Below are 24,399 nucleotides of genomic sequence, written 5' to 3'. Positions count from 1 at the left end.
CCTGTGGGGGGCGGGGTACACCCCCGCGCCCCCCGCACCCGCCGCGCCCCCCCCCCGCGCCTCCTGCCAGCGACGGGCCAGCTCACGGACCTGCTCACCGCTGAGCAGTTCCCGCGGCCAGGTGAAGGTCGCGGCGAGCCGGGGCCCGTCGGCGTGGTCCTCGGTGGTCGCGTTGATCTCCAGTGGGTAGTCGGCGGGCATGCCGTCGTCGGCGCCGCCGCCCCAGCCCTCGCCGGCCGGTTCCCACGGCCCCTCGTCGGCGTTCCCGGCGGCGAACCGACCGAGGTAGTTGAAGCCGATCAGGGGCGGGCCGTACCCGGCGAGCACGCTTGCCGTCTCGGGGTTGAGGTGGCGCAGCAGGCCGTAGCCGACGCCGTTGTCCGGCACCGCCCGCAACCGCTCCTTGATCGCCTTCAGGGCGTCACCGGGGTGCTCGGCACCGAGGTCGAGTCGTACCGGGTACTCGCTGGTGAACCAGCCGACCGTGCGGGACAGGTCGGCACCGGCCACCAGGTGCTCCTCGCGGCCGTGCCCTTCGAGCATGACCAGCCAGCCGGCACCACCGGCCCAGTCGCGCAGCGCCAACGCGAGCCCGGTCAGCAGCACGTCGCCGACGCCGGCGTGGAAGCCGGCGGGCACCGTGGTGAGCAGCGGCTGGGTCTCCTCCGGTGGCAGCTCGATGGTGATCTCGTCGCAGGTGCCGGTGCGATCGCGGGCCGGGTCGAGGGGCCGGCTGCCCAGCGCGGCGCGCGGCCCGGCCAGCACCTCGGTCCAGTACGGCAGTTGCGCCACGGTCCGCGGGTCGCGGGAGAGGCCGTCGAGTTCCCGGGCCCAGCGGCGGAACGAGGTGCCGGTGGGCGGGAGGGTGATCGGGGTGCCCGCCTGCCGGGCCGCCCAGGCGGCGGCGAGGTCGGGCAGCAGGATCCGCCAGGACACCCCGTCCACGGCGTAGTGGTGCACCACGAGCAGCACGTGCCCGGGTTCGAGCAGCACCGCCTGGAGCATGACACCCCGGGCGGGGTCGAGCCGGTCGCGGGCGGCGGCGGCGATCGCGGGCAGGTTCTTCTCGTTGTACGAGGTCACCCGCACGACGTCGACAGGCGCGCCGGGCTCGGGGATCTGCACACCGTGCTCGGTCACCCGGGCGCGCAGCAGGTCGTGGCGGTCGACGAGCGCCTGCACCACCTCGGCCAGCCCGGGGGCGGTGAGCCCGGCCGGGGCGTGCAGCAGCATCGACTGGCTGTATCCGGTGGTCGGGCCCTCCACCTCGGCGAGCCAGCGCATCACCGGGGTGAGCGGCGCGCTCCCGAACGCCTCGCGCGGGTCCTCGGTCACCGGGGCGTCGACGGTGACGGCCAGGGCGAGCCCGGCCGGGGTCTTGTGCCGGAACACGTCCCGGGGGCTGATGCCGAGGCCGGCCGCACGGGCCCGGCTGACCAGTTGGATCGAGACGATGCTGTCGCCGCCCAGGGCGAAGAAGTCGTCGTCGATGCCGACCGACGGCAGGCCCAGCACCTCGGCGAACAGGTCGCAGAGCTGTTGTTCGCGGCTGTTGCGGGCGGCCGTGCCGCCGACAAGCGTGGAGAAGTCCGGGGCGGGCAGCGCGGCCACGTCGAGTTTGCCCGCGACCGTTCGGGGCAGCGCGTCGACAGCGACGAACGCCGAGGGGATCATGTAGTCCGGCAACGTGGCTCGCAGCCGGTCGGTGTCGACGGGTGCACCGACGACGTAGGCGACGAGTCTCCCGTCGCGGACGACCACTGCGGCCTGGCCGAGGGCGGCCTCGATCTCGCCAAGCTCGATGCGGAAGCCGCGGACCTTGACCTGTCCGTCGGCGCGGCCGGCGAACTCCAACACCCCATCGCGATTCCATCGGGCGAGGTCCCCGGTGCGGTACATGCGCGAACCCGGCGGGCCGTACGGGTCGGCCACGAACCGTTGCGCGGTCAGCCCGGTCCGGTTGAGGTACCCGTGCGCCAGCCCGGCCCCGGCGACGTACAGCTCACCGAGGACGCCCGGGGGCACCGGACGCAGGGCGTCGTCGAGCAGATAGGTCCGCACGTTCGCCAGCCGGTACGCCGACCGGTCCGGACCGTGCCATCCATAGGCGTCCACTGACGCCTCGGTCGGCCCGTACAGGTCGTGACAGGTCAACCCGGGCGTCGCGCACACCCGTTGCCACAACTGCCCGTCGATGGCCTCGCCGCCGACGAGCAGCACACTCAGGCCCGCGTCCAGCACACCCGCCGGCACCAGCTCCCGCAGATAGGTGGGCGTCACGTCCAACACGTCGAGGTGGTGGCGGCGGACGTAGGCGACAAGGGCGGCGTCGTCGCGGTACTCGTCGTCGTCGAGGACGTGCACTGTGTGCCCGTCGAGCAGCCAGAGCAGCGGCTCCCACGACCCGTCGAAGGTGAACGACGCCACGTGCGCCACCCGACGTCGCGGACCGGCCATCAGCCGCTCACGATGCGACGCGAACAGGTTCACGATGCCCCGATGGGGCACCACCACACCCTTCGGCCGTCCCGTCGACCCGGACGTGAAGATCACATATGCGGGGTCGTCCGCCCGGGGACGGGCGGCGCTGCCGATCGGGCCCTCGAAGAGGGTCGGGTCGTCGAGCAGCAGGCGGGCGTGGCCCGGCGGCAGGGGAGTGTCGCCGGTGGTGAGCACCAGCGTCGGCGCGGCGTCGTCGAGCATCGCCGCGATCCGGTCGGTCGGCTGGTACGCGTCCAGCGGCAGGTACGCCGCACCCGCCCGGAGGACGCCCAGGATCGCCGGGACGGTGAGCGGGCGGGACACCGCGAGCGCGACCAGGGCGCCCCGGCCGACGCCGCGTCCGGCCAGCACGCCGGCCAGCCGGGACGACCACCTGTCCAGTTCGGCGAACGTCCACGACCGGCCGCCGGAGACCAGCGCCACGGCCACTGGCGTGGCCGAGGCCTGCGCCTCGAACAGGTCCACGATGGACCCCGGCGGCGTTGTCCCGTCGGTGTCGACGGCCAGCAGCAGGTCCCGTTCGTCCTGGCTCAGGACGTCGATTCGGCTGACCACCGCCGACGGGTCGGCGGCGACCGTGGCGAGGACCCGCTGCAACCGCTCGACAAGGGTGTGCGCCGTGGCGCGGTCGTACCGGTCGGTGGCGAATTCGAGGCTTCCCTCGATGCCGCCGTCCGAGGCGTCGGCGAAGTCGAAGGAGAGGTCGAACATCGCCGTACGGTGTCCGACGGGTTCGGGCGCTCCGGTCAGCTCGGCGAGCGTCCAGGTGTCGCCCCCGCCGGGCAGGTAGGAGACCATCGTCTGGAACAGCGGGTGCCGGCCCAGCGACCGGGCCGGGTTCAGCGCTTCCACCAGGTGTTCGAAGGGCACGTCCTGCCTGTCGAAGGCGGCCAGGTCGGTCTCCCGTACCCGGGCCAGCAATTCGCGGAACGACGGGTCGCCCGAGGTGTCGGTGCGTAGCACCAGCGTGTTCACGAAGAAGCCGACGAGGTCGTCCAGCGCGGCGTCCGGTCGGCCCGCCACGGGTGCGCCCAACGGCACATCGGTGCCCGCGCCCAACCGGGACAGCAGCACCGCCACCGCCGCCTGCACCACCATGAAGAGGCTGGTGCCCGTCGATCGGGCCAGGTGCCGGAGGTCGCGGGCCACCGCGTCGGGCAGGACGAAGTCGACGAGGTCGCCACGGTGACTGGCCTCCGCCGGGCGGGGTCGGTCGGCCGGCAGGTCCAGCTCGTCGGGCAGCCCGGCCAGGGCCTCCCGCCACGCCCGCACCTGATCGGTCAGGTCGGCGGACTGTTCACGTTGCCAGAGGGCGAAGTCGGCGTACTGCACGGGGAGCGGCCGGTACACCGGGGCGTGTCCGGCGCGGCGTGCCTCGTACGCCGTGGTGAGGTCGGCGCGCAGCGGTTCGTCGGACCATTCGTCGCCGGCGATGTGGTGCAGCAGCAGGAGGAGCACGTGCTCGTCCGGTGCCACCCGGAACACGTCCACCCGCAGCGGTGGCTCCCGATCGAGCGCGAACGGGTGCTCGGCGGCGGCGTCGACGTCGCCGCCCTCGTGGAACGCGACCGGGACGGCGTCCGGTGGGAGGATGTGCTGGTAGGGGGTCCCGTCGATGTCCGGGAAGATGGTGCGGAGGGTTTCGTGGCGGGCGACCACGTCGCCGATCGCCGCGACCAACGCGTCCGGGTCCAGGCGGCCACGCAGCCGCCAGGCGATGGGGATGTTGTACGTCGGGTTGGGTCCCTCCAGCCGGTACAGGAACCACAACCGTTGTTGGGCGTACGACAGGGGCACCCGGTCCGGGCGTGCTCCGGCCACCAGCGGTGCGCGGCTCGACCCGACAAGCTTCGGCAGTAGGCCCGCCACGGTCGGTGCGTCGAACACCGCGCGGACCGGCAGGTCCACGCCCAGGACGGCCCGGACCCGGCCGGCGAGGCGCATGACCAGCAGTGAGTGGCCGCCGAGGGCGAAGAAGTCGTCGTCGATGCCGACTGACGGCAGGCCGAGCACTTCGGCGAAGAGGTCGCAGAGTTGTTGTTCGCGGCTGTTGCGGGCGGCGGTGCCGCCGACAAGCGTGGCGAAGTCCGGGGCGGGAAGCGCCGCCACGTCGAGTTTGCCGGCGATGGTGCGGGGCAGCGCGTCCACCTCGACGAACGCCGAGGGGATCATGTAGTCCGGCAGCGTGGCCCGCAGCCGGTCCAGGTCGACGGGCCCAACCACGTAGGCGACCAGTCGGCCGTCGCGGAGCACCACGGCGGCCTGGCCCAGGGCGGCCTCGATCTCGCCCAGCTCGATGCGGAAGCCGCGGACCTTGACCTGCCCGTCGGCGCGGCCGGCGAACTCCAACACCCCGTCGCGGTTGAACCGGGCCAGGTCCCCGGTGCGGTACATCCGACTGCCGGCCGGACCGAAGGGGTCGGCCACAAAGCGTTGTGCCGTGAGCCCCGGTTGATTCAGGTACCCGTGCGCCAGCCCGGCCCCGGCGACGTACAGCTCACCGAGGACGCCCGGGGGCACCGGACGCAGGGCGTCGTCGAGCAGATAGGTGCGCACGTTCGCCAGTCGGTACGCGGCCCGGTCCGGACCGTGCCACCCGTAGGCGTCCACTGACGCCTCGGTCGGCCCGTACAGGTCGTGACAGGTCAACCCGGGCGTCGCGCACACCCGTTGCCACAACTGCCCGTCGATGGCCTCGCCGCCGACGAGCAGCACACTCAGGCCCGCGTCCAGCACACCCGCCGGGACCAGCTCCCGCAGGAACGTGGGCGTCACGTCCAACACGTCGATCCGTTGCGCCAGCAGCCGCGACACGAGAACACCCGCGTCGCGGTACTCGTCGTCGTCGAACACATGCAGGGTGTGCCCGTCGAGCAGCCAGAGCAGCGGCTCCCAGGACCCGTCGAAGGTGAACGACGCGACGTGCGCCACCCGACGCCGGGGGCCGGCCATCAGCCACTCGCGATGCGACGCGAACAGGTTCACGATGCCCCGGTGCGGCACCACCACGCCCTTCGGCCGTCCCGTCGACCCGGACGTGAAGATCACGTACGCGGGGTCGTCCGCCGACGGCGCACCCACGAACGGCTCCGCCGCCGGCACCGCCGAGCCCACCACCAGCCGAGGGCCGGTCCAGGGCATGTCGGTGTCCCCGGTGGTGACCAGGATCGCCGGAGCCGCGTCGTCGAGCATCGCGGTGAGCCGGTCGGTCGGCTGGTAGGCGTCCAGCGGCAGGTACACCGCACCCGCCTTGAGCACGCCCAGGATCGCCGGGACGGTGAGCGGGCGGGAGGTGGCCAGCGCGACGATGCCCCCGGCGTACGAGGCCAGCGCACCGGCGAGCCGCGACGACCAGTCGTCCAGCTCGGCGTACGTCCAGGCGCGTCCGCCGGAGACCAGGGCCACCGCCTCGGGGCTGGCCGCCGCCTGCGCGACGAACAAATCCACGATGGAGCCCGGCGGGATCGGGGTGGCGGCCGGCACGGCCAGCAGCCGGGAACGCTCGGCCGGGGCCAGCACGTCGATCCTGCTCACCACCGTCGACGGGTCGGCCGCCACGGTGGCGAGGACCCGCTGCAACCGCTCGACGAGGGTCTGGGCGGACGACCTGTCGTACCTGTCGGTGGCGTACTCCAACTCGCCTCGAACACCGCCGCGGGTCTCGAAGAAGTCGAAGGACCTGTCGAACATGGCGACGTGCTGGCGGACCCGCTCGGTCTCGACGCGCAGCGACCCGAGGTGCCAGGCGGCGTCGGCCTCGCCGAGGTAGGAGACCATCGTCTGGAACAGCGGGTGCCGGCCCAGCGACCGGACCGGGTTCAGTGCCTCCACCAGGTGCTCGAACGGCACGTCCTGCCTGTCGAACGCGGCCAGGTCGGTCTCCCGCACCCGGGCCAGTAGCTCGCGGAACGAGGGGTCGCCCGAGGTGTCGGTGCGTAGCACCAGCGTGTTCACGAAGAAGCCGACGAGGTCGTCCAGCGCGGCGTCCGGTCGGCCCGCCACGGGTGCGCCCAACGGCACATCGGTGCCCGCGCCCAACCGGGACAGCAACACCGCCACCGCCGCCTGCACCACCATGAACATGGAGGTCCCGGTCGAGCGGGCCAGCGCACGCAGTCGTTCGGTCACCTCGGCGGGCAGCGTGAAGTCGACGACGTCGCCCCGGTGACTGGCCTGCGCCGGGCGGGGCCGGTCGGCCGGCACGTCCAGCTCGTCGGGCAGCCCGGCCAGGGCCTCCCGCCAGCCGTCGACCTGGGCGGTGAGCGCGCCCGACTCGGCGCGCTGCCACAGCGCGAAGTCGGCGTACTGCACGGGCAGCGGCGGGAACGCCGGCACCAGCCCGGCGCAGCGGGCGGTGTAGGCGGCCACGATGTCGCGGCGCAGTGGCACATCCGACCACTCGTCGCCGGCGATGTGGTGCAGCAGCAGCAACAACACGTGCTCGTCGGGTGCGACCCGGAAGAGCTGGGCGCGCAGCGGAGGCTCGTGGTCGAGGCGGAATCCGTACGCCCCGATCTCGGCGAGCCGGCCGGGGAGGTCCGCCTCGGCGATGTCCGTCACCGGCACCGCGACCGGTGCGACGGGCAGGACGCGCTGGTACGGCTCGCCGCCGTCCTGCTCGCCGAAGATGGTGCGGAGGGTTTCGTGGCGGGCGACCACGTCGCCGATCGCCGCGACCAACGCGTCCGGGTCCAGGCGGCCACGCAGCCGCCAGGCGATCGGGATGTTGTACGTCGGGTTCGGCCCTTCGAGGCGGTAGAGGAACCACAGCCGTTGTTGGGCGTACGACAGTGGCACCCGGTCGGGGCGTGGTCCGGCCACCAGCGGTGCTCGGCTGGATCCGACGAGTCTCGGCAGCAGTCCCGCGACTGTCGGTGCGTCGAACACCGCGCGGACCGGCAGCTCGACGCCCAGGACGGCGCGGACCCGGCCGGCGAGGCGCATCACCAGCAGCGAGTGACCGCCGAGGGCGAAGAAGTCGTCGTCGATGCCGACCGACGGCAGGCCCAGCACCTCGGCGAACAGGTCGCAGAGCTGTTGTTCGCGACTGTTGCGGGCGGTCCGACCCACACTCGACGCGGCGAAGTCCGGAGCCGGCAACGCGGCGACGTCGAGCTTCCCGGCCACCGTCCGGGGCAGCGCGTCCACAGCGACGAACGCCGACGGGATCATGTAGTCCGGCAACGTGGCCCGCAGCCGGTCCAGGTCGACAGGCCCACCCACCACGTAGGCGACAAGCCGGCCGTCCCGGAGCACCACTGCGGCCTGGCCGAGCGCCGCCTCGATCTCGCCAAGCTCGATGCGGAAGCCGCGGACCTTGACCTGTCCGTCCGCGCGACCGGCGAACTCCAACACCCCGTCGCTGGTGAACCGGGCCAGGTCCCCGGTGCGGTACATCCGACTGCCGACCGCACCGAACGGGTCGGCCACGAACCGCTGCGCCGTCAACCCGGCCCGGTTCAGGTACCCGTGTGCCAACCCCGCCCCGGCCACGTACAGCTCACCGAGCACCCCCGGCGGCACCGGACGCAGGGCGGCGTCGAGCAGATAGGTGCGCACGTTCGCCAGTCGGTACGCGGCCCGGCCCGGACCGTGCCACCCGTAGGCGTCCACTGACGCCTCGGTCGGCCCGTACAGGTCGTGACAGGTCAACCCCGGCGTGGCCGACACCCGTTGCCACAACTGCCCGTCGATCGCCTCGCCGCCGACGAGTAGCACACTCAGACCCGCGTCCAACAGACCCGCCGGCACCAGCTCCCGCAGGAACGTGGGCGTCACGTCCAACACGTCGATGCGCTGCGCCCGCAGGTAGCCGACAAGCGCGGCGGCATCGAGATAGACGTCCGAGTCGACGACGTGCACCGTGTGCCCGTCGAGCAGCCAGAGCAGCGGCTCCCACGACCCGTCGAAGGTGAACGACGCCACGTGCGCCACCCGACGTCGCGGACCGGCCATCAGCCGCTCACGATGCGACGCGAACAGGTTCACGATGCCCCGATGCGGCACCACCACGCCCTTCGGCCGTCCCGTCGACCCGGACGTGAAGATCACGTACGCCGCGTCCTGCGCCGACGGCGTCGCCACGAACGGCTCCGCCTGCGGCACGGCCGAGCCCACCACCAGCCGAGGACCGGTCCAGGGCACGTCGGTGTCCCCGGTGGTGACCAGGATCGCCGGAGCCGCGTCGTCGAGCATCGCGGTGAGCCGGTCGGTCGGTTGGTTCAGGTCGAGCGGCAGGTACGCCGCGCCGCTGTCGAGCACGCCGAACACCGCCGGCACGGTGAGCGCCCGTGGCAGCGCGAGCGCCACCCGATCGGTACGCGTGACCCCGCGCTCGCGCAACGCCCCGGCCAGTCCGGCGGCCCAACGCTCCATCTCGGCGAAGGTCCACTCGCGTCCGTCCGCGACGAGCGCGACAGCGGTGGGCGTCCGGGCCGCCTGCTCGTGGAACAGGGCACTGACAGTGGTGTCGGGCACCGGCCTGGCGGTGTCGTTCCAGCCCCGCAGGACGCGGTCGCGTTCCGCCGAGGTCAGCACGTCGACGGCGGCGAGGGGCGCGTCCGGGGCGTCGCAGATCCGGGTCAGCACCACTGTCAGCCGGTCCAGGAGCGTCGCGGCGGCGTCGGTGTCGATCAGGTCGGCGCGGTACTCCAGTTCAAGGTGCAGTCGATGGCCCGGACGCGCGGTAAGCGTCAGCGGATAGTGCGCGCAGTCGCGGACGTCCGCGCCCGTGACGCGTACGCCGTCTGCCGCCGCCGGCAGGGACTCGCCCAGCGGGTAGTTCTCGAAGACCGTCAGGGTGTCGAACAACTCGCCGTGCCCGGCCAGCCGCTGGATCTCGGCCAACCCGAGGTGCTGGTGCTCCATCAGCCGCACCTGCCCGTCCTGTAGGCGGCGTAGCACTGTCGCCACCGGCGTGGCCGGGTCCAGGGTGATGCGTACCGGAATGGTGTTGATGAACAGGCCGATCATGGTGTCGGCGCCGGTGAGGTCCGGCGGACGCCCGGCGACCGTCGCGCCGACCACCACGTCGTCGCGGCCGGTCAGTGCGCCGACCACGATGCCCCAGGCGCCCTGGACGACTGTGTTCATGGTGAGCCCACGGGCCCGGCCGAGGGCGGTGAGCCGAGTGGTCGCCTCGACCGGGAGGTCACGCACGAGGCGCTGCGGAACGACAGCGTGGGCCGGCGGACGGCCAGCCAGCAGGGTCGGCCCGTCCAGCCCGGCCAGTGCCGCGCGCCACGCGGCCTCGGCCGCCGGGCGGTCCTGGGCGGCGGTCCAGGCGAGGTAGTCGCGGAAGTCGGCGGGCGCCGGCAGGAGGTCGCCCCGGTAGAGGGCGATCAGCTCGTCCAGCAGCAGCGGCACCGACCAACCGTCGAGCAGCAGATGGTGGTGGGTGAGCACGAGCCGGTGCCGGTGCGGCCCGAGGCGGACCAGGGTCATCCGCAGCAGCGGCGCGGTCGCCGGGTCGAGCCGGGTCGCCAGGTCCGTGTCGAGGAAGCCGGGGAGGTCGTCCTCGGTCAGGTCCAGGGCGGCCCAGGGCAGCGGCACGTGCCGGGGCACCACGGCAACGGACTGCCCGTTCTTGCGGCGGCGGAACGCCACCCGCAGGTTGGGCCGACGGTCGAGCAGGGCCTGCCCGGCGGCCCGCAGCCGCTCGGCGTCCAGCGGCCCGTCCAGGGCGACAGTCAACTGTCCGGTGTAGACGTCCGGGCCGTCCGCGGCGAGATGCGCGTGGAACAGCAGCCCTTCCTGGAGCGGGGTCAGCGACAGGATGTCGGCGATCCCGGAGGCCTGCCCGGGGGTGGCGGTCGCGGTCACGAGAGTTCCCATTCGGCCTCGAACTCGTCGATCTCGTCCTGGCTGAGCGTGAGCGTCAGGTCGGACGGGGTGAGCCCGCCGGCGGCCGGGCCGCGGGCGTGCACGACGAGCGCCTCCAGCGCGGCGAACCAGGTGGCGGCCAGGTCGGCCACCGCCGCGTCGTCCAGCAGCTCACGCGGGTACGCCCAGGTCACTCCCAGCTCCGGGCCGGTCGCGGTGTCCTGCACGTACGCGTTGATCTCCAAGGTGTACGGCGCGACAGGCATGCCCAGGTCGAACCCGCCGGCCAGAATGCCGTGCCCCGCCACCGGCGTCCAGCTCCCGCCGTCGCCGGACGAGGCGGTGAACCGGCCGAGGTAGTTGAAGCTGACCTGCGGCGCGGGCCGGGCGGCCAGCTCAGGCTCGGTGTCCGGGTTGAGGTAACGCAGCATCCCGTACCCGATGCCGTGGTCGGGGATGGCCCGCAACTGCTCCTTGAGCCGCTTCAGCGCGGTGCCGGCGCTCGGTCCACCGGTCAGCGCCTCGGCGACGTCGATGTCACCGGGGTCGAGGCGGACGGGGAAGACCGTGGTGAACCAGCCCAGCGCCGGAGTGAGGTCGACGTTCGCGACGACCTGCTCCTCCCGACCGTGCCCCTCCAACGCGATGAGCACGGAGCGCTCGGCGCCCCTGCCGTGCCGGGTCCGCCAGTCGATCATCGCCAGGGCCAGCGCGGTGAGCAGCACGTCGTTGATGCCGGCGTGGAAGGCGGCGGCGACGGTGGTGATCAGCGGCTCGGTGGTCACGGCGGGCAGCCGCACGGTGTGTCGGGTGACGGTGGCGAGGTCGTCCACCGGCCGCAGCGGGCGTCGCGTCAACGCCGGGTCCGCGCCGGTCAGGATGCGCTGCCACAGCGCCAGTTCCGCTGTGCGTTCCGGCCGCCGGGCCGCCTCGGTGAGTGCGGTGGCCCACCGCCGGAAGGACGTGCCGCTGCGTTCCAGGACCGGGGTACGCCCCGCCGCCCGCTGCTCCCAGGCGGCGGCCAGGTCGGCCGGCAGGATCCGCCACGACACGCCGTCCACGACGCTGTGGTGGATGACCAGCAGCAGCCGGCCCGGCGCGGAGGGCCCCCTGTCGAACCAGACGGCCTGGGCCATGACACCCCGCTCGGGGTCGAGCCGGCCGGCGGCGGCCTGCTCCTCGGCCTCGATCACCGCGCCGGGTTCGGCCCGCCGCAGCCACGGCCGACCGGTGCCGCGCGGCGCGACGTGCAGCCGGCCCGGCGTCGCGGGGGTGGCGCGGACGAGCCGCGAACGCAGCAGGTCGTGCCGGTCGGTGAGCGCGTTCAGCACGGCGGTCAGGTCGGCCTCGGTGGCTCCCGCCGGCGTGGCGAGCACCATCGACTGGCTGAACGCGTCGATGTCGCCGCCGGTCTCGTCGAGCCAGCGCAGGATCGGCGTGAACGGGATGTCGCCCACACCGTCGTCGGGCCGGTCCCGGGCGCCGGTGTCGAGTTCGGTGACGACCTCGGCCAACGCGGCCACCGTCCGAAGCTCGAACACCTGGCGTGAGGTGCAGACCAGCCCCGCCGCGCGGGCGCGCAGCACGAACTGGATGGAGACGATGCTGTCCCCGCCCAGGCTGAAGAAGTCGTCCTCGATGCCGACCCCGGGGACGCCCAGGACGTCCGCGTACAGCTCGCACAGCACCCGTTCCCGTGGCGTGCGGGGCGCGGTGCCGGTGGCCTGCGCGGCGTAGTCCGGTGCCGGCAGCGCCGCCCTGTCGAGTTTGCCGCTGGTCAGCACCGGCAGTCGGTCCAGCAGCACGAAGCCGGTCGGCACCATGTAGCTGGGCAGCCAGGACTCGGCGTGCAGACGCAGCGCCTTCACCAGCGCCGCCGGATCGGCGACAGCGGTCAGGGTGTTGGCGTGCGCGACCACCGCGCCGCGACGGTAGGCGTGCCGGGGCTCGGTGCCGCGTTCGAAGACGACGTCCAGGTCCCCGCTTGTCGAGGAGCCGTCCCAGGTCACCACGGCGTGGTAGCCGGCTGCGTCGGCAAGTGCGTGGAAGTCCTCGACGGACGGGGCGTCTGCCGCACCCAGGCGCGCGTTCGGCACCGCGGTGACCCGCAGCCGCGGCGGGTCGGCGGTCAACTGCTTCCGGACGTCGTCCAGGTGCCCGGCCCAGGCGTACGTCGTCTCGGGTGTGGGCGCGGGCACCGGCGCGGTGGTGAGCACCACGTCGTAGCGGTAGCCGCTCAGCTCGTTGTCGTAGCCGCCCCGCTTGACCCACACCTCGGCGCCCCGGATCGAACCGGTCGGCAGCGTGGCGAAGTAGTCCGGGTCGAGCAGCAGCTCCCGTTCGGCGCGGACCGCCGCCTCCACCGCGGCGTCCAACGCGGCGGGGGCCACGCCACGGCTGGTCTGGATCGCCTCGTGCAGCATCCGGTGCAGGCGCAGGTTGCGGACGTCTCCGACGAAGATCACACCGCCGGGGGCGAGTCGCTCGGCAGCCGCGCGCAGCACGCCGCTGAGGTAGTCGGCGCTCGGGAAGTACTGCACCACCGAGTTGATGACGACAGTGTCGAACCAGCCGGTCGGCACCCCCGTCAGGTCGTGGGCCGGTTGGGCGCGCAGCGTGACCCGGTCGGCGAGCCCCGGAATCGCCGCCACCGCGGCCCGTAGCGTGTCGACGGCCTGCTCGGAGAGGTCCAGCCCCCAGTAGCTCTCGCACTCCGGGGCGAGTCGCGACAGCAGCAACCCGCTGCCCACGCCGATCTCCAGGACGCGCCGGGGCCGCAGCGACCGGATCCGGTCGACAGTGGTGTCCCGCCACTCGCGCATCTGCGCCAACGGGATGGGCGCGCCGTCGAAGCTGCTGTTCCAGCCGGTGAAGTTCTCGTCGAAGCGCTCGACCCGGCCGGCCTGGTAGAGCAGTTCGTGCAGTTCCTTCCACTCGGCGACCTGGCTGTCGGCCCGGTCCTGCGGTGCGGCGTCCTCGCTCGGTACGACGTAGGCCGCCAGCCGCACGTCACCCGGGCGGTCCTCGCGGGCCAGCACTGTGACCTGGCCGACGTTCGGGTGGCGGGCCAGCACCGACTCGATCTCGCCCAGCTCGATGCGGTATCCGCGCACCTTCACCTGGTCGTCGACCCGCCCGAGGAAGTCCAGCCGTCCGTCCGCCCGCCAGCTCGCCACGTCACCGGTGCGGTACATCCGTCGGCCGGGTGGGCCGTACGGGTCGGCGAGGAACCGCTCGGCGGTCAGGTCCGGCCGGTTGACGTAGCAGCGGGCCAGGCCCGGACCGGCGAGGTAGAGCTCACCGGGCACCCCGGGCTCCACCGGCCGCAACGCGTCGTCGAGCACGTAGGCGTCGGTGCCCGGGTCGGGGCGTCCGATCGGGACCGAGGAGCTGTCGATCCGCTCCGGGTCACACTCGCCGAGTGTGGAGTTGACGGTGGCCTCCGTCGGGCCGTACGCGTTGAACATGCGGCGGTCCCGGGCCCAGCGGGCGACAAGTTCCGGCGACACCCGTTCGGTGCCGGCCAACAGGATGCCCGGTGGCAGGTCACACTCCGGGGGCAGCGCGGCCAGCAGCGCCGGCGGCAGGATCATGAAGTTGGTCCGGTGCCGGATGGCGTACTCGGTGAGTGCCGGCCCGGCGACGCGACGCTCGGCGGGGACGATGACCAGTCGCCCACCGGAGAGCAGGGCCAGGCAGAGATCCCAGAACGCCACGTCGAAGCTCGGCGAGGCGAAGTGCAGGACCCGGACGTCCGGGGTGAGCCCGAACCGCTCGAACTGGGTGGAGAGCAGCTTGGCCACGCCGGTGTGGGTGAGCAGCACGCCCTTGGGGCGGCCGGTCGAGCCCGAGGTGTAGATGACGTAGGCGGCGTGCTCGACCCGCAGGCCGGGCCGTTCGGGGTCGTCGGTCGACGCGTCCGCAAGCTCGGCCACCACCTCGGGGGCATCGAGCAGCAGCCGGGGCACCCCGTCGGCGCGCGGCAGCCGGTCCGCCGACTCGGAGGTGGTGACCAGGCAGACCGGTCGCGCGTCGCCGACCAAGTAGGCGAGCCGCTCGGCCGGATCGGCCGGGTCCAGCGGAAGGTAGGCGCCGCCGGCCTTCAGCACCGCCAACTCCGCCACGATCATGTCGATCGAGCGCGGCACGGCGAGCCCGGCCACCCGATCCGGGCCCAGGCCCCGGGCGACCAGCAGGTGCGCCAACCTGTTGGCCCGGGCGTCCAGCTCGGCGTAGGTGACCTCGACGTCCTCGAAGACCACCGCCACCGCGTCCGGGTCACGTCGAGCCGTCCGCGCGAACGCGTCCGGGAGGGTGGTCGGGGCGACGGTCAGCGGACCGCCGCTGGAGAGCGCCTCCCGGTCCGCCACGGTGCCGCCGGTGCTGCCGCCGATGATCTGCATACAGTCGCTCCTGAAGGGCCGGGGCGGTCGGGTCGGTAAGGTAAGCCTGGCCTAAATGTCCGGATTCGAGGCGCGGTGGAACCGGGGCTCGGCCCGTCGGCGCGAGCCCCGGAGGCCCGAACGAATCAGCGCCCGCGCGTCACGGGTGGCTGGTGAGGTAGCCGCCCATGGTGCGGAAATACTCTGTCGCGGCCAGCTCGGTGCCGTCGTCCAGGCGGACCCGTTCGACAGCGAGGCCGGGGCTCTTGCCGCGGCGGGCCTCGGCGCCGGCCACGATGACGACGGCGTCACCCTCGCGGATGAAGATCCGACCGGGCGTACCGCCGTAGTTGCCCTTCGAGACGGACGCGGCGGTGATGCGCAGCCGCTGGCCCCGGTGGAACGCGTACGCGTTCGGGTACGGGTCGGACTGCGCCCGGACCAGCCGGTCCAACTCCTCCGCCGACCAGGTCCAGTCGATGCGGTTGTCCTCATCGGAGCGCTTGTGGAAGAAGCTGGCCTTCGAGCGGTCCTGTGGCGTCCAGTCGGTCCTGCCGGAGGCGATCAGCGCGAGACCGTCGACGGTGATCGGGCCGAACAGCTCCAGCGTCTTGTGGAACAGGTCGGTAGTCGTGTCCCGCGGACCGACCGGCACCGACCGCTGCAACACGATGTTGCCGGCGTCCAGCTCCGCGTCCATCATGTGCGCGGTCACCCCGACCTCCTGCTCACCGTTGAGCAGAGCCCAGATCAACGGCGAGAAGCCGGCGTACGCGGGGAGCAGCGAGTCGTGCACGTTGAGCGTGCCCCGGCGGGGCAGCTCGAAGATCCGCGGCGGGATCCAGGTGCGCCAGTTGGTCGCCACGATGACGTCCGGATCGGCCTTCTCCAGCGGGATCAGCAGATCGTCGTCGGGCCGGTCGCGGACCTCGACCGGAATGCCGTGGGCCGCCGCGAGGTCGGCGACCGAGTCGCTCCAGATCCGCTCGTACGCGTGCTCGCTCGGCGGGTGCGTGACCACCAGAGCGACCTCGTGCTCCGAGTCCAGTAGTGCTTGCAGGGTCCGATGCCCCCACGTCTGGTACCCGAACATGACTACCCGCACGGTTCCTCCTGGCCCATCCAACTCAGCGAAAGTTAGGTTAGTCTAACCTAGCTTCGCGCCGTCCCCGGGGGCGGCTCTTTCACGTGCAGGGTGTCGACCCGCTCGACCTGACGATGAGGACTGCCGATGTCACAGGCCGCTCCATACGGCGCAATTCCGGTCTACGACCTGCTCGGAATCGGCTTCGGTCCCTCCAATCTGGCCCTGGCGGTCGCCGTGCACGAGCACAACGGCGACGCCGCGGCGGACCCGGTCACCGCCGTGTTCCTGGAGCGCCAGCCCCGTTTCGGCTGGCACCGCGGCATGCTGCTGTCGGACGCGACGATGCAGGTGTCCTTCCTCAAGGACCTGGTCACGTTGCGTAACCCCACCAGTGAGTTCAGCTTCCTGTGCTACCTGAAGGACCGGGGGCGGCTCGTCGACTTCGTCAACCACAAGAGCTTCTTCCCGCTGCGCGTCGAGTTCCACGACTACCTCGAGTGGGCCGCGGCCAAGGTCGGCGACCTGGTGCACTACGGCCAGGAGGTCACCAAGGTCGTCCCGGTGCTCCGCGACGGCGTCGTCGAGGCGTTCGACGTGCTGGTACGCCACGGTGGCCGCGTCACCTCGTACCGCGCTCGCAATCTCGTCGTCGCGACCGGGCTGCTCCCGCAGACCCCGGCCGGCGTGGAGATCTCCGACCAGATCTGGCACAGCCGCGACCTGCTGACCAACATCGACCGGCTCGACGGCACCGACCCCTCGCGGTTCGTCGTGGTGGGCGCCGGCCAGAGCGCCGCCGAGGTCACCGCGTTCCTGCACGAGCGGTTCCCGACCGCCGAGGTGTGCGGCGTGTTCTCCCGGTACGGCTACAGCCCGGCCGACGACAGCTCGTTCGCCAACCGCATCTTCGACCCGGCCGCCGTGGACGACTACTTCACCGCGCCGTCGGAGGTCAAGACGATGCTGATGAACTACCACCGCAACACGAACTACGCGGTCGTCGACGCCGACCTCATCGAGGAACTCTATCGGCGCTCTTACCAGGAGAAGGTCAACGGCGTCCAGCGGTTGCGCCTGCTCAACATGTCCCGTCTGACCGGGGCCCGCGAGCACGATGGCCGGGTGGCCGTCACCGTCGAGACGCTGACCACCGGCGAGGTGTCGGTCCTCGACGCCGACGTCCTGATCTGCGCCACCGGCTACCAGCCGGTCGACCCGTTCCCGCTGCTCGACGACGCGGCCCGGTACTACCACCGGGACGAGTTCGGCAGGGCCGTGGTGCAGCGCGACTACCGCATCCGGGCGGACGCGTCGGTGCGGGCCAACGTCTACCTCCAGGGCGGCACCGAACACTCCCACGGCATCAGCGCCTCCCTGCTGTCCAACGCGGCGGTACGCGCCGGCGAGATCCTCGGCTCCATCGTCGGCCGCCGCGCCGACGACCGCCCGGTGGCCACCCGCGTCGCGGTGGCGGCGGGTGTGCCGGACTGACGGCGCACCTCTGACCACACCAACGAGCAAGCCCGCGCCGGTGGCCGGCGAGCGGGGGCAGCAACTTCGGGGAAACTGCTGCCTCAACCGCGTGCCAGGCAGCAGTTTCCCCGAAACTGCCGCCTCGTCGGTGGCCGGAGCGGTCGTGTGGTGCTACCTGTCGCGGGCGCGGAGGAACAGGATCACCACGATGGCGACCGCGACGAGGACGAAGAAGCCGATCATCACCGGTGTGTCGACGGGTGACTTTGGACCACCGACCACGGCGAGGTTTGCCAGCATGTTCGGCTCCGTCCGATGAGGAGGGTGTGGGTCAGGACCACTCCCTTCCCCAAATGCCCGCCGCCCAACCCGCGCCGGTGCTGCCGGGCTGACCGGGAGTCGCCCGCACCCGGGCGCCGCGTCAGAAGCTGCTGACCAGCTTCACGAACGCCTCGTCGATCTTGGCGGGATCGGTGGCGTCGAAGGCCTTGCCCGACGATGCCTTGGCGATGCGGTCCAGGGTGGCGAAGTCCGAGTCCCGGTCGAAGGCGATGCAGAACACCTTCACCGGGCGCTGCGGGTCCAGGGCGACATCGTCGAGCAGACGGGCCAGGTCGTTGTCCTTGCTGTACTCGTTCTTGCCGTCGGTCAGCACGACTATCGCGTTGATCCGCTGCGGGTCGTACCTGTCGCGCAGTTCTCGGTGCGCGGCCCGGACCGTCGCGTAGAGCGCGGTGGCGCCCTCGACGTGCAGGCCGGCGATCTTGCTGTTGATCTGCTTTTCGTCGAACTCACCGAGCGGGACCTCCCGCCGGTAGGGGGTCTTCGGCCGGCTCGGAATCTCCGAGGAGAACGACCAGAGCCCCACCCGGTCTTCGCTGTTGAGCAGCGCGAGGCCCTTGCCCGCCGCCGCCGAGGCGACCTGGAAACGGGTGCCTGTGGTGCCGACCTTCGCCTCCATCGACCCCGAGGTGTCCAGGGCGATCAGGATGTTGGCCTTCTTGCGCAGCGTGCGCCAGCCGTCCAGCATCGCACCGATCACCTGCGGGTCCGGGGGCTTGAAGTAGCGCAGCCCGCCGGTGGGCTCGGCGCCGACGCTGGCGAGCAACTCCGCCGAGGCGCGGCCCTCGTGGTCGCGGAAGCCGAGGCGGGCGAAGCTCTTCTGCTGATCGTCCTCGGTCAGGAATTTCCGGAAGTCGGCAGCCGCCGCGCGCTGCCGCCCATCGGCGGAGGGCAGCACGACGAACGGGTGGTCCAGGTTGAACGTGCCCTCCTTGGGATGGACGGCGACAAGCGGCACGTTCGGCCGGCGGCCCCGCTCCTGCCCCTCCTGCCGAGGGCTCAGCGCACCCGTGTTGTAGAGGTCCACCAACTCCTCCTGGAGGACGACGGCACTCATGTCGCCCGTGCTGCCCGGGTCGCCGGTCAGGTCCGCCTCGGCGAGGCTGCGCAGCAGGTCCACCGAGTCGTCGCTGTAGTGCGACACGTTGGCCTCGATCCGCCTGACGAACTGGGTCACCGCGGGGTTGGCCAGGTCGGACCGGGTCAGGTCGCTGGACCGTTGCACCGCCGCGTAGTAGGTGGCGATGGTCGCGGCCAGCCCGGAGGTGGACAGGTTCGGGTTGTCCTTGCCGAAGGTGAAACGGCCCCACTCCGGCTTGCCGAAGCCCGCCCACCCGTCCCGCCCGGAGAGGCCCAGGATCTCTCCCCAGCCCAGCGCCCCCCGCTGGCGTATTAGCTCGGCTTTGGGCTGCGGCATCGCGATCACCAGCGGGCTGTTCGCGATCGACGGGTACTGGGCCGGAGTCTGCGGCTCCCGCCCGGCGGCCTGGTCGAGCAGCCGGAGCTGGCCGGTCCAGAGGCTCGACGTCGGCAACCAGACCTGTGGTTGCGGCAGGCCGGTGTTGGCCCAGCCGGCAGCCAGCGCCTCGGTGGCCTTGCCCGAGTTCAAGGCGCTGACGTGCACCTGGGCGCAGCGGCCGCCGTCGATCGACCGGTCGCTGCGGTTGTAGCGTTCGGCCAGGTCGACGAGCAGAGCCGCCTTCTCCGTGGAGGAGTTGACCTCAAGCGTGGTGGTGCAGTCGGCGTCGCGCTGGCGGACGATCACGAACGCCCCGGCGATGACCACCAACCCGGCGGTGACGGCGGCGGTGTACGGCAACCACTGCCGCTTACGCGTGGCGGTTGGGGGCATCGGGACGTCCTCCTCGGCGGGCGGGGCGTTGGCAGTCAACCTATCGATCCGGCGCCAGCCGGCGACCCCGACCCCAGCGCACCTGTCATCCCCGGTCGGACCGCCCCCCGAGCGCCGTCGCGACCAGCAGCCGCACCAGGTAGACCACGACGAAGGCGACAGCCCCGACCGCGGCGGCCGGGACGACCGCGCTCGACGCGACGTAACCGGCGGCGGCGCCAACCGAACCGAGGAAGAGCGCTGTCGAGATGCCCCAGGCGTCCGGGGCCTCACGACGCAGCCGCCGCAACGCGCCGCCAGCACCAGCACCGCCGCCGGGCACCGTCACCGGCGGCTGCGCCACCACCGGGTGTACGGGCTGCGTCATCGGCAGGTAGGCCGGCTGAGTCGGCACCTGCGGGTGCGCCGGCTGCGTCACCTGCGGGTAGGCCGGCTGAGTCGGCACCTGCGGGTGCGCCGGCTGCGTCGGCACCTGCGGGTAGGCCGGCTGCGTCATCGGCAGGTAGGCCGGCCGCGGCACTGGCGCGTGGGACGGCTGGGTCGGCACCGGCGACTGGGTCGGCATCTGTGGCTGCGTCGGGCGTGGCTGTAGCGCCGTGGGCGGGACCTGGGGCAACGGGTGGTTCGGTGTCGGCGCGCCCGCGGTCTTGTTGCCGGCCTCCAGCAGGTGGTCCCGACCGAGCGGATCGGTGACCCTGCCGTCCTGTCGGAGCAGCCGCACCAGCACGCGCTCGGCGCTCGGCCGGTCCGCCGGATCCTTGGCCAGGCACTCCCGGATCAGCTCGTCCAGAACGGGAGGCAACGCGGGCAGCTCGGGCGGATCGTTCAGCACCCGGTGCATCACGGCGAAGAGCGAGTCGTTGCCGAACGGCGGCCGTCCACCGGCGGCGAAGGCGATCGTGGCCGCCCAGGCGAAGACGTCGCAGGGCGGACCGATCGCGTCGTTGCGAAACCGCTCGGGCGCCATGTACGCGGTGGTCCCCATGACCCGGCTGGACGCAGTCTCGGTGACCCCCAACGCGCGGGCGATGCCGAAGTCGATCACCCGAGGACCGTCCTCGCCCAGCACCACGTTGTCCGGCTTCAGATCGCAGTGCACCACCCCGGCGCTGTGGATCGCGGCGAGCGCGGTGACGGTGCCGACCGCGAGCCGGTGCAGGGCGTTACCGGTCACCAGGCCCCGCTCGCGGACGTGCCGGTGCAGGGTCGGGCCCTCGATGAACTCACTGACCACGTAGGGCCGCTCGCCGTCCACCTCGGCGAAGAGCACCTGCGCGGTGCAGAACGGGGCGACCCGGCGAGCGGCGGCGATCTCCTTCACGAACTGCGACCGCGCCCGTGGGTCACTCAGATCGACGTTGACCATCTTGATCGCGACCCGGTCACCGGCGTCGTCCTCACCGAGGTAGACGACGCCCTGCCCGCCCGCGCCCAACCGGCCCACCAGCCGGTACGGGCCGGCGGTGACCGGATCGTGCGTCCACAGTTTCGCCAATCCCGGCACCGGCGCGCCGGCCAGCTCTGACATCCCGACTCCATCAGTGTCGTGCCCGGCCACCGGCGGCGCAGGACAGGGCCATCGTGCCATGTCCGCCGCCGGCGAGGAGAGGACGTTCGGCAGTGGGTTGAGATCGAGGACCTTGACACCCGCCCTAGGCGGGTGGCGGCGCGCTCGACCCCCGGATCCGTAGTGCGGGGCTGATGACGACCCGGTGGGTGGGGCGGTCGGGGTCGGCGAGCCGGTCGGCGACGAGACGCACGGCGGCGCGTCCGATCGAGCGTCGCGGCGGTCGGACCGCGGTCAGCGGCGGGCTGAAGAGCCCGGCGACCTCGTCGTCGTACGCCACGATGGACAGGTCGCCGGGAACGGACAGGTGTCGCTTCTCGCAGTGCTGCACCAGTGCGATCGCCTCGGCGTCGGCATGCACCAGCAGTGCCGTCGTCCCGGTCGCCCGGCACCTGTCCAGGACACCGTCGAGGACGGTGTCCCGTTCCGGTGACCGTGTGTCCGGCACCACTGCCACCACCGTCGCGTCCGAGTCGAGGCCACACTCGCTCGTGGCGTCGAGCCAACCGCGTCGTACGTGCTGGCTGGTGGGGCTGTTGGCGTCGAGCACCAGGCCGACCTTGCGGTGGCCGAGGGAGGTGAGGTGGCGTACCGCCATTGCCGCGCCGAGCGCGTGGTCGGTGACCACCGACTCCATGACGGCGTGGTGGCTGCCCACCGTGGCGGTCCGTTCCAGCAGGACGACCGGGACGTCGACCTGGTCCAGCCACTCGATGGTGCGCTCGGCGCTCGGTGCGTCCATGCTCGGCGCGATGATCAGGGCGTCGACGCCCATCCGCCCGACCAGGCGGGCCAGTTGCGGCTGGTCGTCCTCGCTGTCGTAGGAGGAGCCGCGCAGAACCACACGCATGTCGAGCTCGCGGGCGGCCCCCTCGACGCCGCGAGCCACGTCCGGCCAGTAGTAGTCCAACGAGGGCACGAGCATGCCGAGGGTGCGCCCGACCAGCGGGTCCTGGCCCGCTGCGGGTGACTCGTCGGCCGTCGGGGCGTCGTCCGGCAGGATCAGGGCGACCCCACCGTGGACCCGGCGGACCAGCCCCTCGGCGGCGAGCTCGGCGATGTCGCGTCGGATGGTGACCGGCGCGGCGCCGAGCACGTGCGACAGGTCGGAGATGCGCATCGAGCCGTCGCGTTGCAGGGCTGCCAACAGCTGCTGGCGGCGGACCACCTGGAGCGGCCCGCGGGAGGACTCCGTCGTGGTGACGACGGGATTGTCCTTGGTCATGGGGGACCTCCGAGGAACGCTTCGTGCGGCGGGAGCTCTTGCATGATGACGACGAGCTCGCCGGCCGGACCGAACGCGGTGACGTCGATCGCGAGCCGGGTCAGCTGGTCTCCCCACACGTCGAGGAGCAGGGGGTCCGTGATCTGCCGGATCGTCACGGCGCAGGGCGCCGAGGCCGGCTGCCAGCTGAGCCCGAGTCGGCCGGCGCCGTCCAGCGCGGTGACCTCGGCGCGGCCGTCGCCGAGGCGTACCCGACCGGCGACGAGCAGGTGGACGAGGGTCGGCGGGGCGGCCTCGGCCGGGTCGGGGTCCCCGGGGTCGAGCTCCCAGGAGTCGACGATGACGACCCGTCCACCCCGGCGGTCCAGTCGGGAGCTGCGCCACCAGTGCCGGACATCCGCGCGCGGGTAGGCCCCGGCGAGGTCCAGACGCACCTCGGCGTCGGTGTCGTCGGTGGTGGCGGTGGTGTGCCGGGCGGCGTGGGTGTGGCCGGGCGCCTGCTCGGTGCCGCGGATGTGTGGGACGTTGTGCCAGTCGCTGCGCATGGTCCAGATGTCGTACCGGCCGGGGCCGAAGGTTTGCGCCGTGTAGGTGGGACGCCCGGCGTCGACGATCACCGGCACCCCGTTGAGGGCCACCACGATGTTGCCGACGTCGTTGTGGTTGTGGTGTTCGCCGTTGTGCCCGCCCTTGGCCGCCAGGGTCAGCCCGCGGGGGCTGCCGGCCGCCGCGCGGGTGAGCAGCACGTGCACGGAGGGCAGCCACACGTCGCGGGGCAGCGGCGGGGCCGCCGGGGTGGCGGCGACCCACGCCGGGTCGGTCAACGCCAGCAGCAGCCGGCCCAGGCCGTGTTCCTCGTCCGCGACGGGCGCGTCCGGACGGCGGTGCGCGGCGGCGTACGCCACCGCGTCCCGGTCCCCGACCCGGCGGGCGGCCCGGTGCAGGGCGCGCCAGGGCTGGCCCCCGGAGGGCCGGGCCGACCCGTCGGCGTTGTTGAGGTACCAGTCGCCGCCCAGGTGCATCCGGTGGGGGAAGGCGACGGTGTGCCGCAGGGCGTCGCCCGGCACGCCGTCGAACGCGCCACCGGTGGCGTGGGCGAGCAGGTCGAGTGCCTCGTGGGCCCGACACGCGCCGTTCCACCAGTAGCCGTAGCCCTCGTCGATGGCGCCGTCGGCGGGCAGCGACGCCACGTACCGGTCGAGCCCCTCGACCACCAGGTCGACAAGCCCGACGCGCCGGGGTGGGTCCTGCACCAGGCGCAGCGCGGCGACGAGCACGTTGCCGTGGATCCACGGGCTCCAGTTGTGCACGTCGCCGTCGAGGCCGAGCCAGTGCCAGTCGCGGCGCTCGGCGAACGGTGTGAGCACGCGCCTGTCCACCTCGTGCCGGATCCGGGCCCGCAGGCCAGGGGCGTGTGCGTCGAGCGGTTCGCCGAGCAGGTGGTCGATCCAGGCCAGTTGGGCGGCGACCTCGCCCGCGCCGAGGTCGAGATAGGGATCGGTCACTGTCGGCAGCACCGCGCCGTGCACGGCGCGGGTGTCGTCGTGCGCTGGCCAGCACCAGCTGCTCTGCTCGCACAGCAGGGTCACGCCGTCGACCACCTCGTCCAGCCAGGCCGGGTCGAGGGTGACAGCGGCCAGCACGGCGGCCCGGGTCAGCCGCCGCTGCCGGGCGAAGACCACCTGCTCGTAGGTGTCGCGTTCGCCGTCGCGGAAGTACCTGGCGTACTGGTGGGCCAGGGGGAGTGGCCAGGGGGCGGCGATGTCGCCCTCGGCCCGGCTGCGCAGCCGCCGCATCGTGGGGGCGTGCGGGTGCGCCCACACCGCACGCTCACGCGCCGGCGGCACCGGCAACGATCCGTCCGGTGGCGCGAGTGCCAGGGCCAGCAGGGCCGTGCGGTTGCCCGGCCAGGCCGCAGCCAGAGGGCCCGCGAAGCGCTCTGCGACGGTCATGGCCCCTCGGACGGTAGAGCGAGTCTGAACGGTTCTGATCGTATCAGAGCACTTATGGTGGTCGAGGGTCCGCAGCGGCACCGCAAGGAGGCAGCATCGTGCGTCCTTCTGATCAGGTGTGCTCACATCGGTGGAAGAGAGGCATTGACTTGCTCTGTTGTGAGCGTTTTACTTCGGAAACGCTGCGGATGCCTGC

9 protein-coding genes are annotated in these 24,399 nt (G+C 72.5%); 1 reads left to right on the top strand and 8 read right to left on the bottom strand.

The window, feature by feature from the left end; genetic code table 11:
* From AB0A95_RS19690 to AB0A95_RS19680, 3 genes are all read right to left on the bottom strand, one after another.
* On the bottom strand, nt 1-10,323 hold a 10,323-nt coding region (locus tag AB0A95_RS19690; RefSeq protein WP_357557187.1), incomplete at its 3' end, for an amino acid adenylation domain-containing protein.
* Nucleotides 10,320-14,726, bottom strand: coding sequence for an amino acid adenylation domain-containing protein (locus tag AB0A95_RS19685; protein WP_357557185.1), 4,407 nt, complete (start codon nt 14,724-14,726; stop codon nt 10,320-10,322). The genes AB0A95_RS19690 and AB0A95_RS19685, both read right to left, overlap by 4 nt.
* Nucleotides 14,727-14,865: 139 nt before the next feature.
* Nucleotides 14,866-15,810 (bottom strand): methionyl-tRNA formyltransferase, encoded by a 945-nt coding sequence (locus AB0A95_RS19680; RefSeq protein WP_357557184.1) that lies wholly within the window; start codon nt 15,808-15,810, stop codon nt 14,866-14,868.
* A 126-nt stretch (nt 15,811-15,936) separates the two neighbouring features.
* Between AB0A95_RS19680 and AB0A95_RS19675 the strand changes: the two genes are divergently transcribed.
* On the top strand, nt 15,937-17,283 hold the full coding sequence (locus AB0A95_RS19675; RefSeq protein ID WP_357557183.1) for a lysine N(6)-hydroxylase/L-ornithine N(5)-oxygenase family protein: 1,347 nt from the start codon (nt 15,937-15,939) through the stop codon (nt 17,281-17,283).
* Nucleotides 17,284-17,436: 153 nt separating this feature from the next.
* Here AB0A95_RS19675 and AB0A95_RS19670 read toward each other — a convergent pair whose 3' ends face one another.
* From AB0A95_RS19670 to AB0A95_RS19650, 5 genes are all read right to left on the bottom strand, one after another.
* Nucleotides 17,437-17,565: a hypothetical protein gene (locus tag AB0A95_RS19670; protein ID WP_357557182.1), complete on the bottom strand. Its 129-nt coding sequence runs from the start codon at nt 17,563-17,565 to the stop codon at nt 17,437-17,439.
* 121 nt (nt 17,566-17,686) lie between these two features.
* Complete coding sequence (locus AB0A95_RS19665; protein WP_357557181.1) at nt 17,687-19,459, bottom strand: extracellular solute-binding protein; 1,773 nt, start codon at nt 19,457-19,459, stop codon at nt 17,687-17,689.
* Nucleotides 19,460-19,544: 85 nt separating this feature from the next.
* Entirely contained in the window at nt 19,545-20,987 is a 1,443-nt protein-coding gene (locus AB0A95_RS19660) for a protein kinase (RefSeq protein WP_357557180.1), read from the bottom strand.
* Nucleotides 20,988-21,111: 124 nt separating this feature from the next.
* Complete coding sequence (locus AB0A95_RS19655; RefSeq protein WP_357557179.1) at nt 21,112-22,251, bottom strand: substrate-binding domain-containing protein; 1,140 nt, start codon at nt 22,249-22,251, stop codon at nt 21,112-21,114.
* Nucleotides 22,248-24,203 (bottom strand): heparinase II/III family protein, encoded by a 1,956-nt coding sequence (locus AB0A95_RS19650; protein ID WP_357557178.1) that lies wholly within the window; start codon nt 24,201-24,203, stop codon nt 22,248-22,250. The genes AB0A95_RS19655 and AB0A95_RS19650 overlap by 4 nt, the downstream gene beginning before the upstream one ends.
* Nucleotides 24,204-24,399: the final 196 nt, after the last annotated feature.

The organism is Micromonospora sp. NPDC049230, from assembly GCF_040647875.1.
In the GTDB taxonomy this organism is placed as follows: domain Bacteria; phylum Actinomycetota; class Actinomycetes; order Mycobacteriales; family Micromonosporaceae; genus Micromonospora.
Note: the sequence above shows the minus strand (reverse complement) of the source record. Positions and strands in the feature narration are given on the sequence as shown.

Coding starts and splice junctions, on each gene's coding strand:
- AB0A95_RS19655 (WP_357557179.1), bottom strand. CDS start 22,251: ATGACCAAGGACAATCCCGTCGTCACCACGACGGAGTCCTCCCGCGGG.
- AB0A95_RS19685 (WP_357557185.1), bottom strand. CDS start 14,726: ATGCAGATCATCGGCGGCAGCACCGGCGGCACCGTGGCGGACCGGGAG.
- AB0A95_RS19665 (WP_357557181.1), bottom strand. CDS start 19,459: ATGCCCCCAACCGCCACGCGTAAGCGGCAGTGGTTGCCGTACACCGCC.
- AB0A95_RS19650 (WP_357557178.1), bottom strand. CDS start 24,203: ATGACCGTCGCAGAGCGCTTCGCGGGCCCTCTGGCTGCGGCCTGGCCG.
- AB0A95_RS19660 (WP_357557180.1), bottom strand. CDS start 20,987: ATGTCAGAGCTGGCCGGCGCGCCGGTGCCGGGATTGGCGAAACTGTGG.
- AB0A95_RS19675 (WP_357557183.1), top strand. CDS start 15,937: ATGTCACAGGCCGCTCCATACGGCGCAATTCCGGTCTACGACCTGCTC.
- AB0A95_RS19670 (WP_357557182.1), bottom strand. CDS start 17,565: ATGCTGGCAAACCTCGCCGTGGTCGGTGGTCCAAAGTCACCCGTCGAC.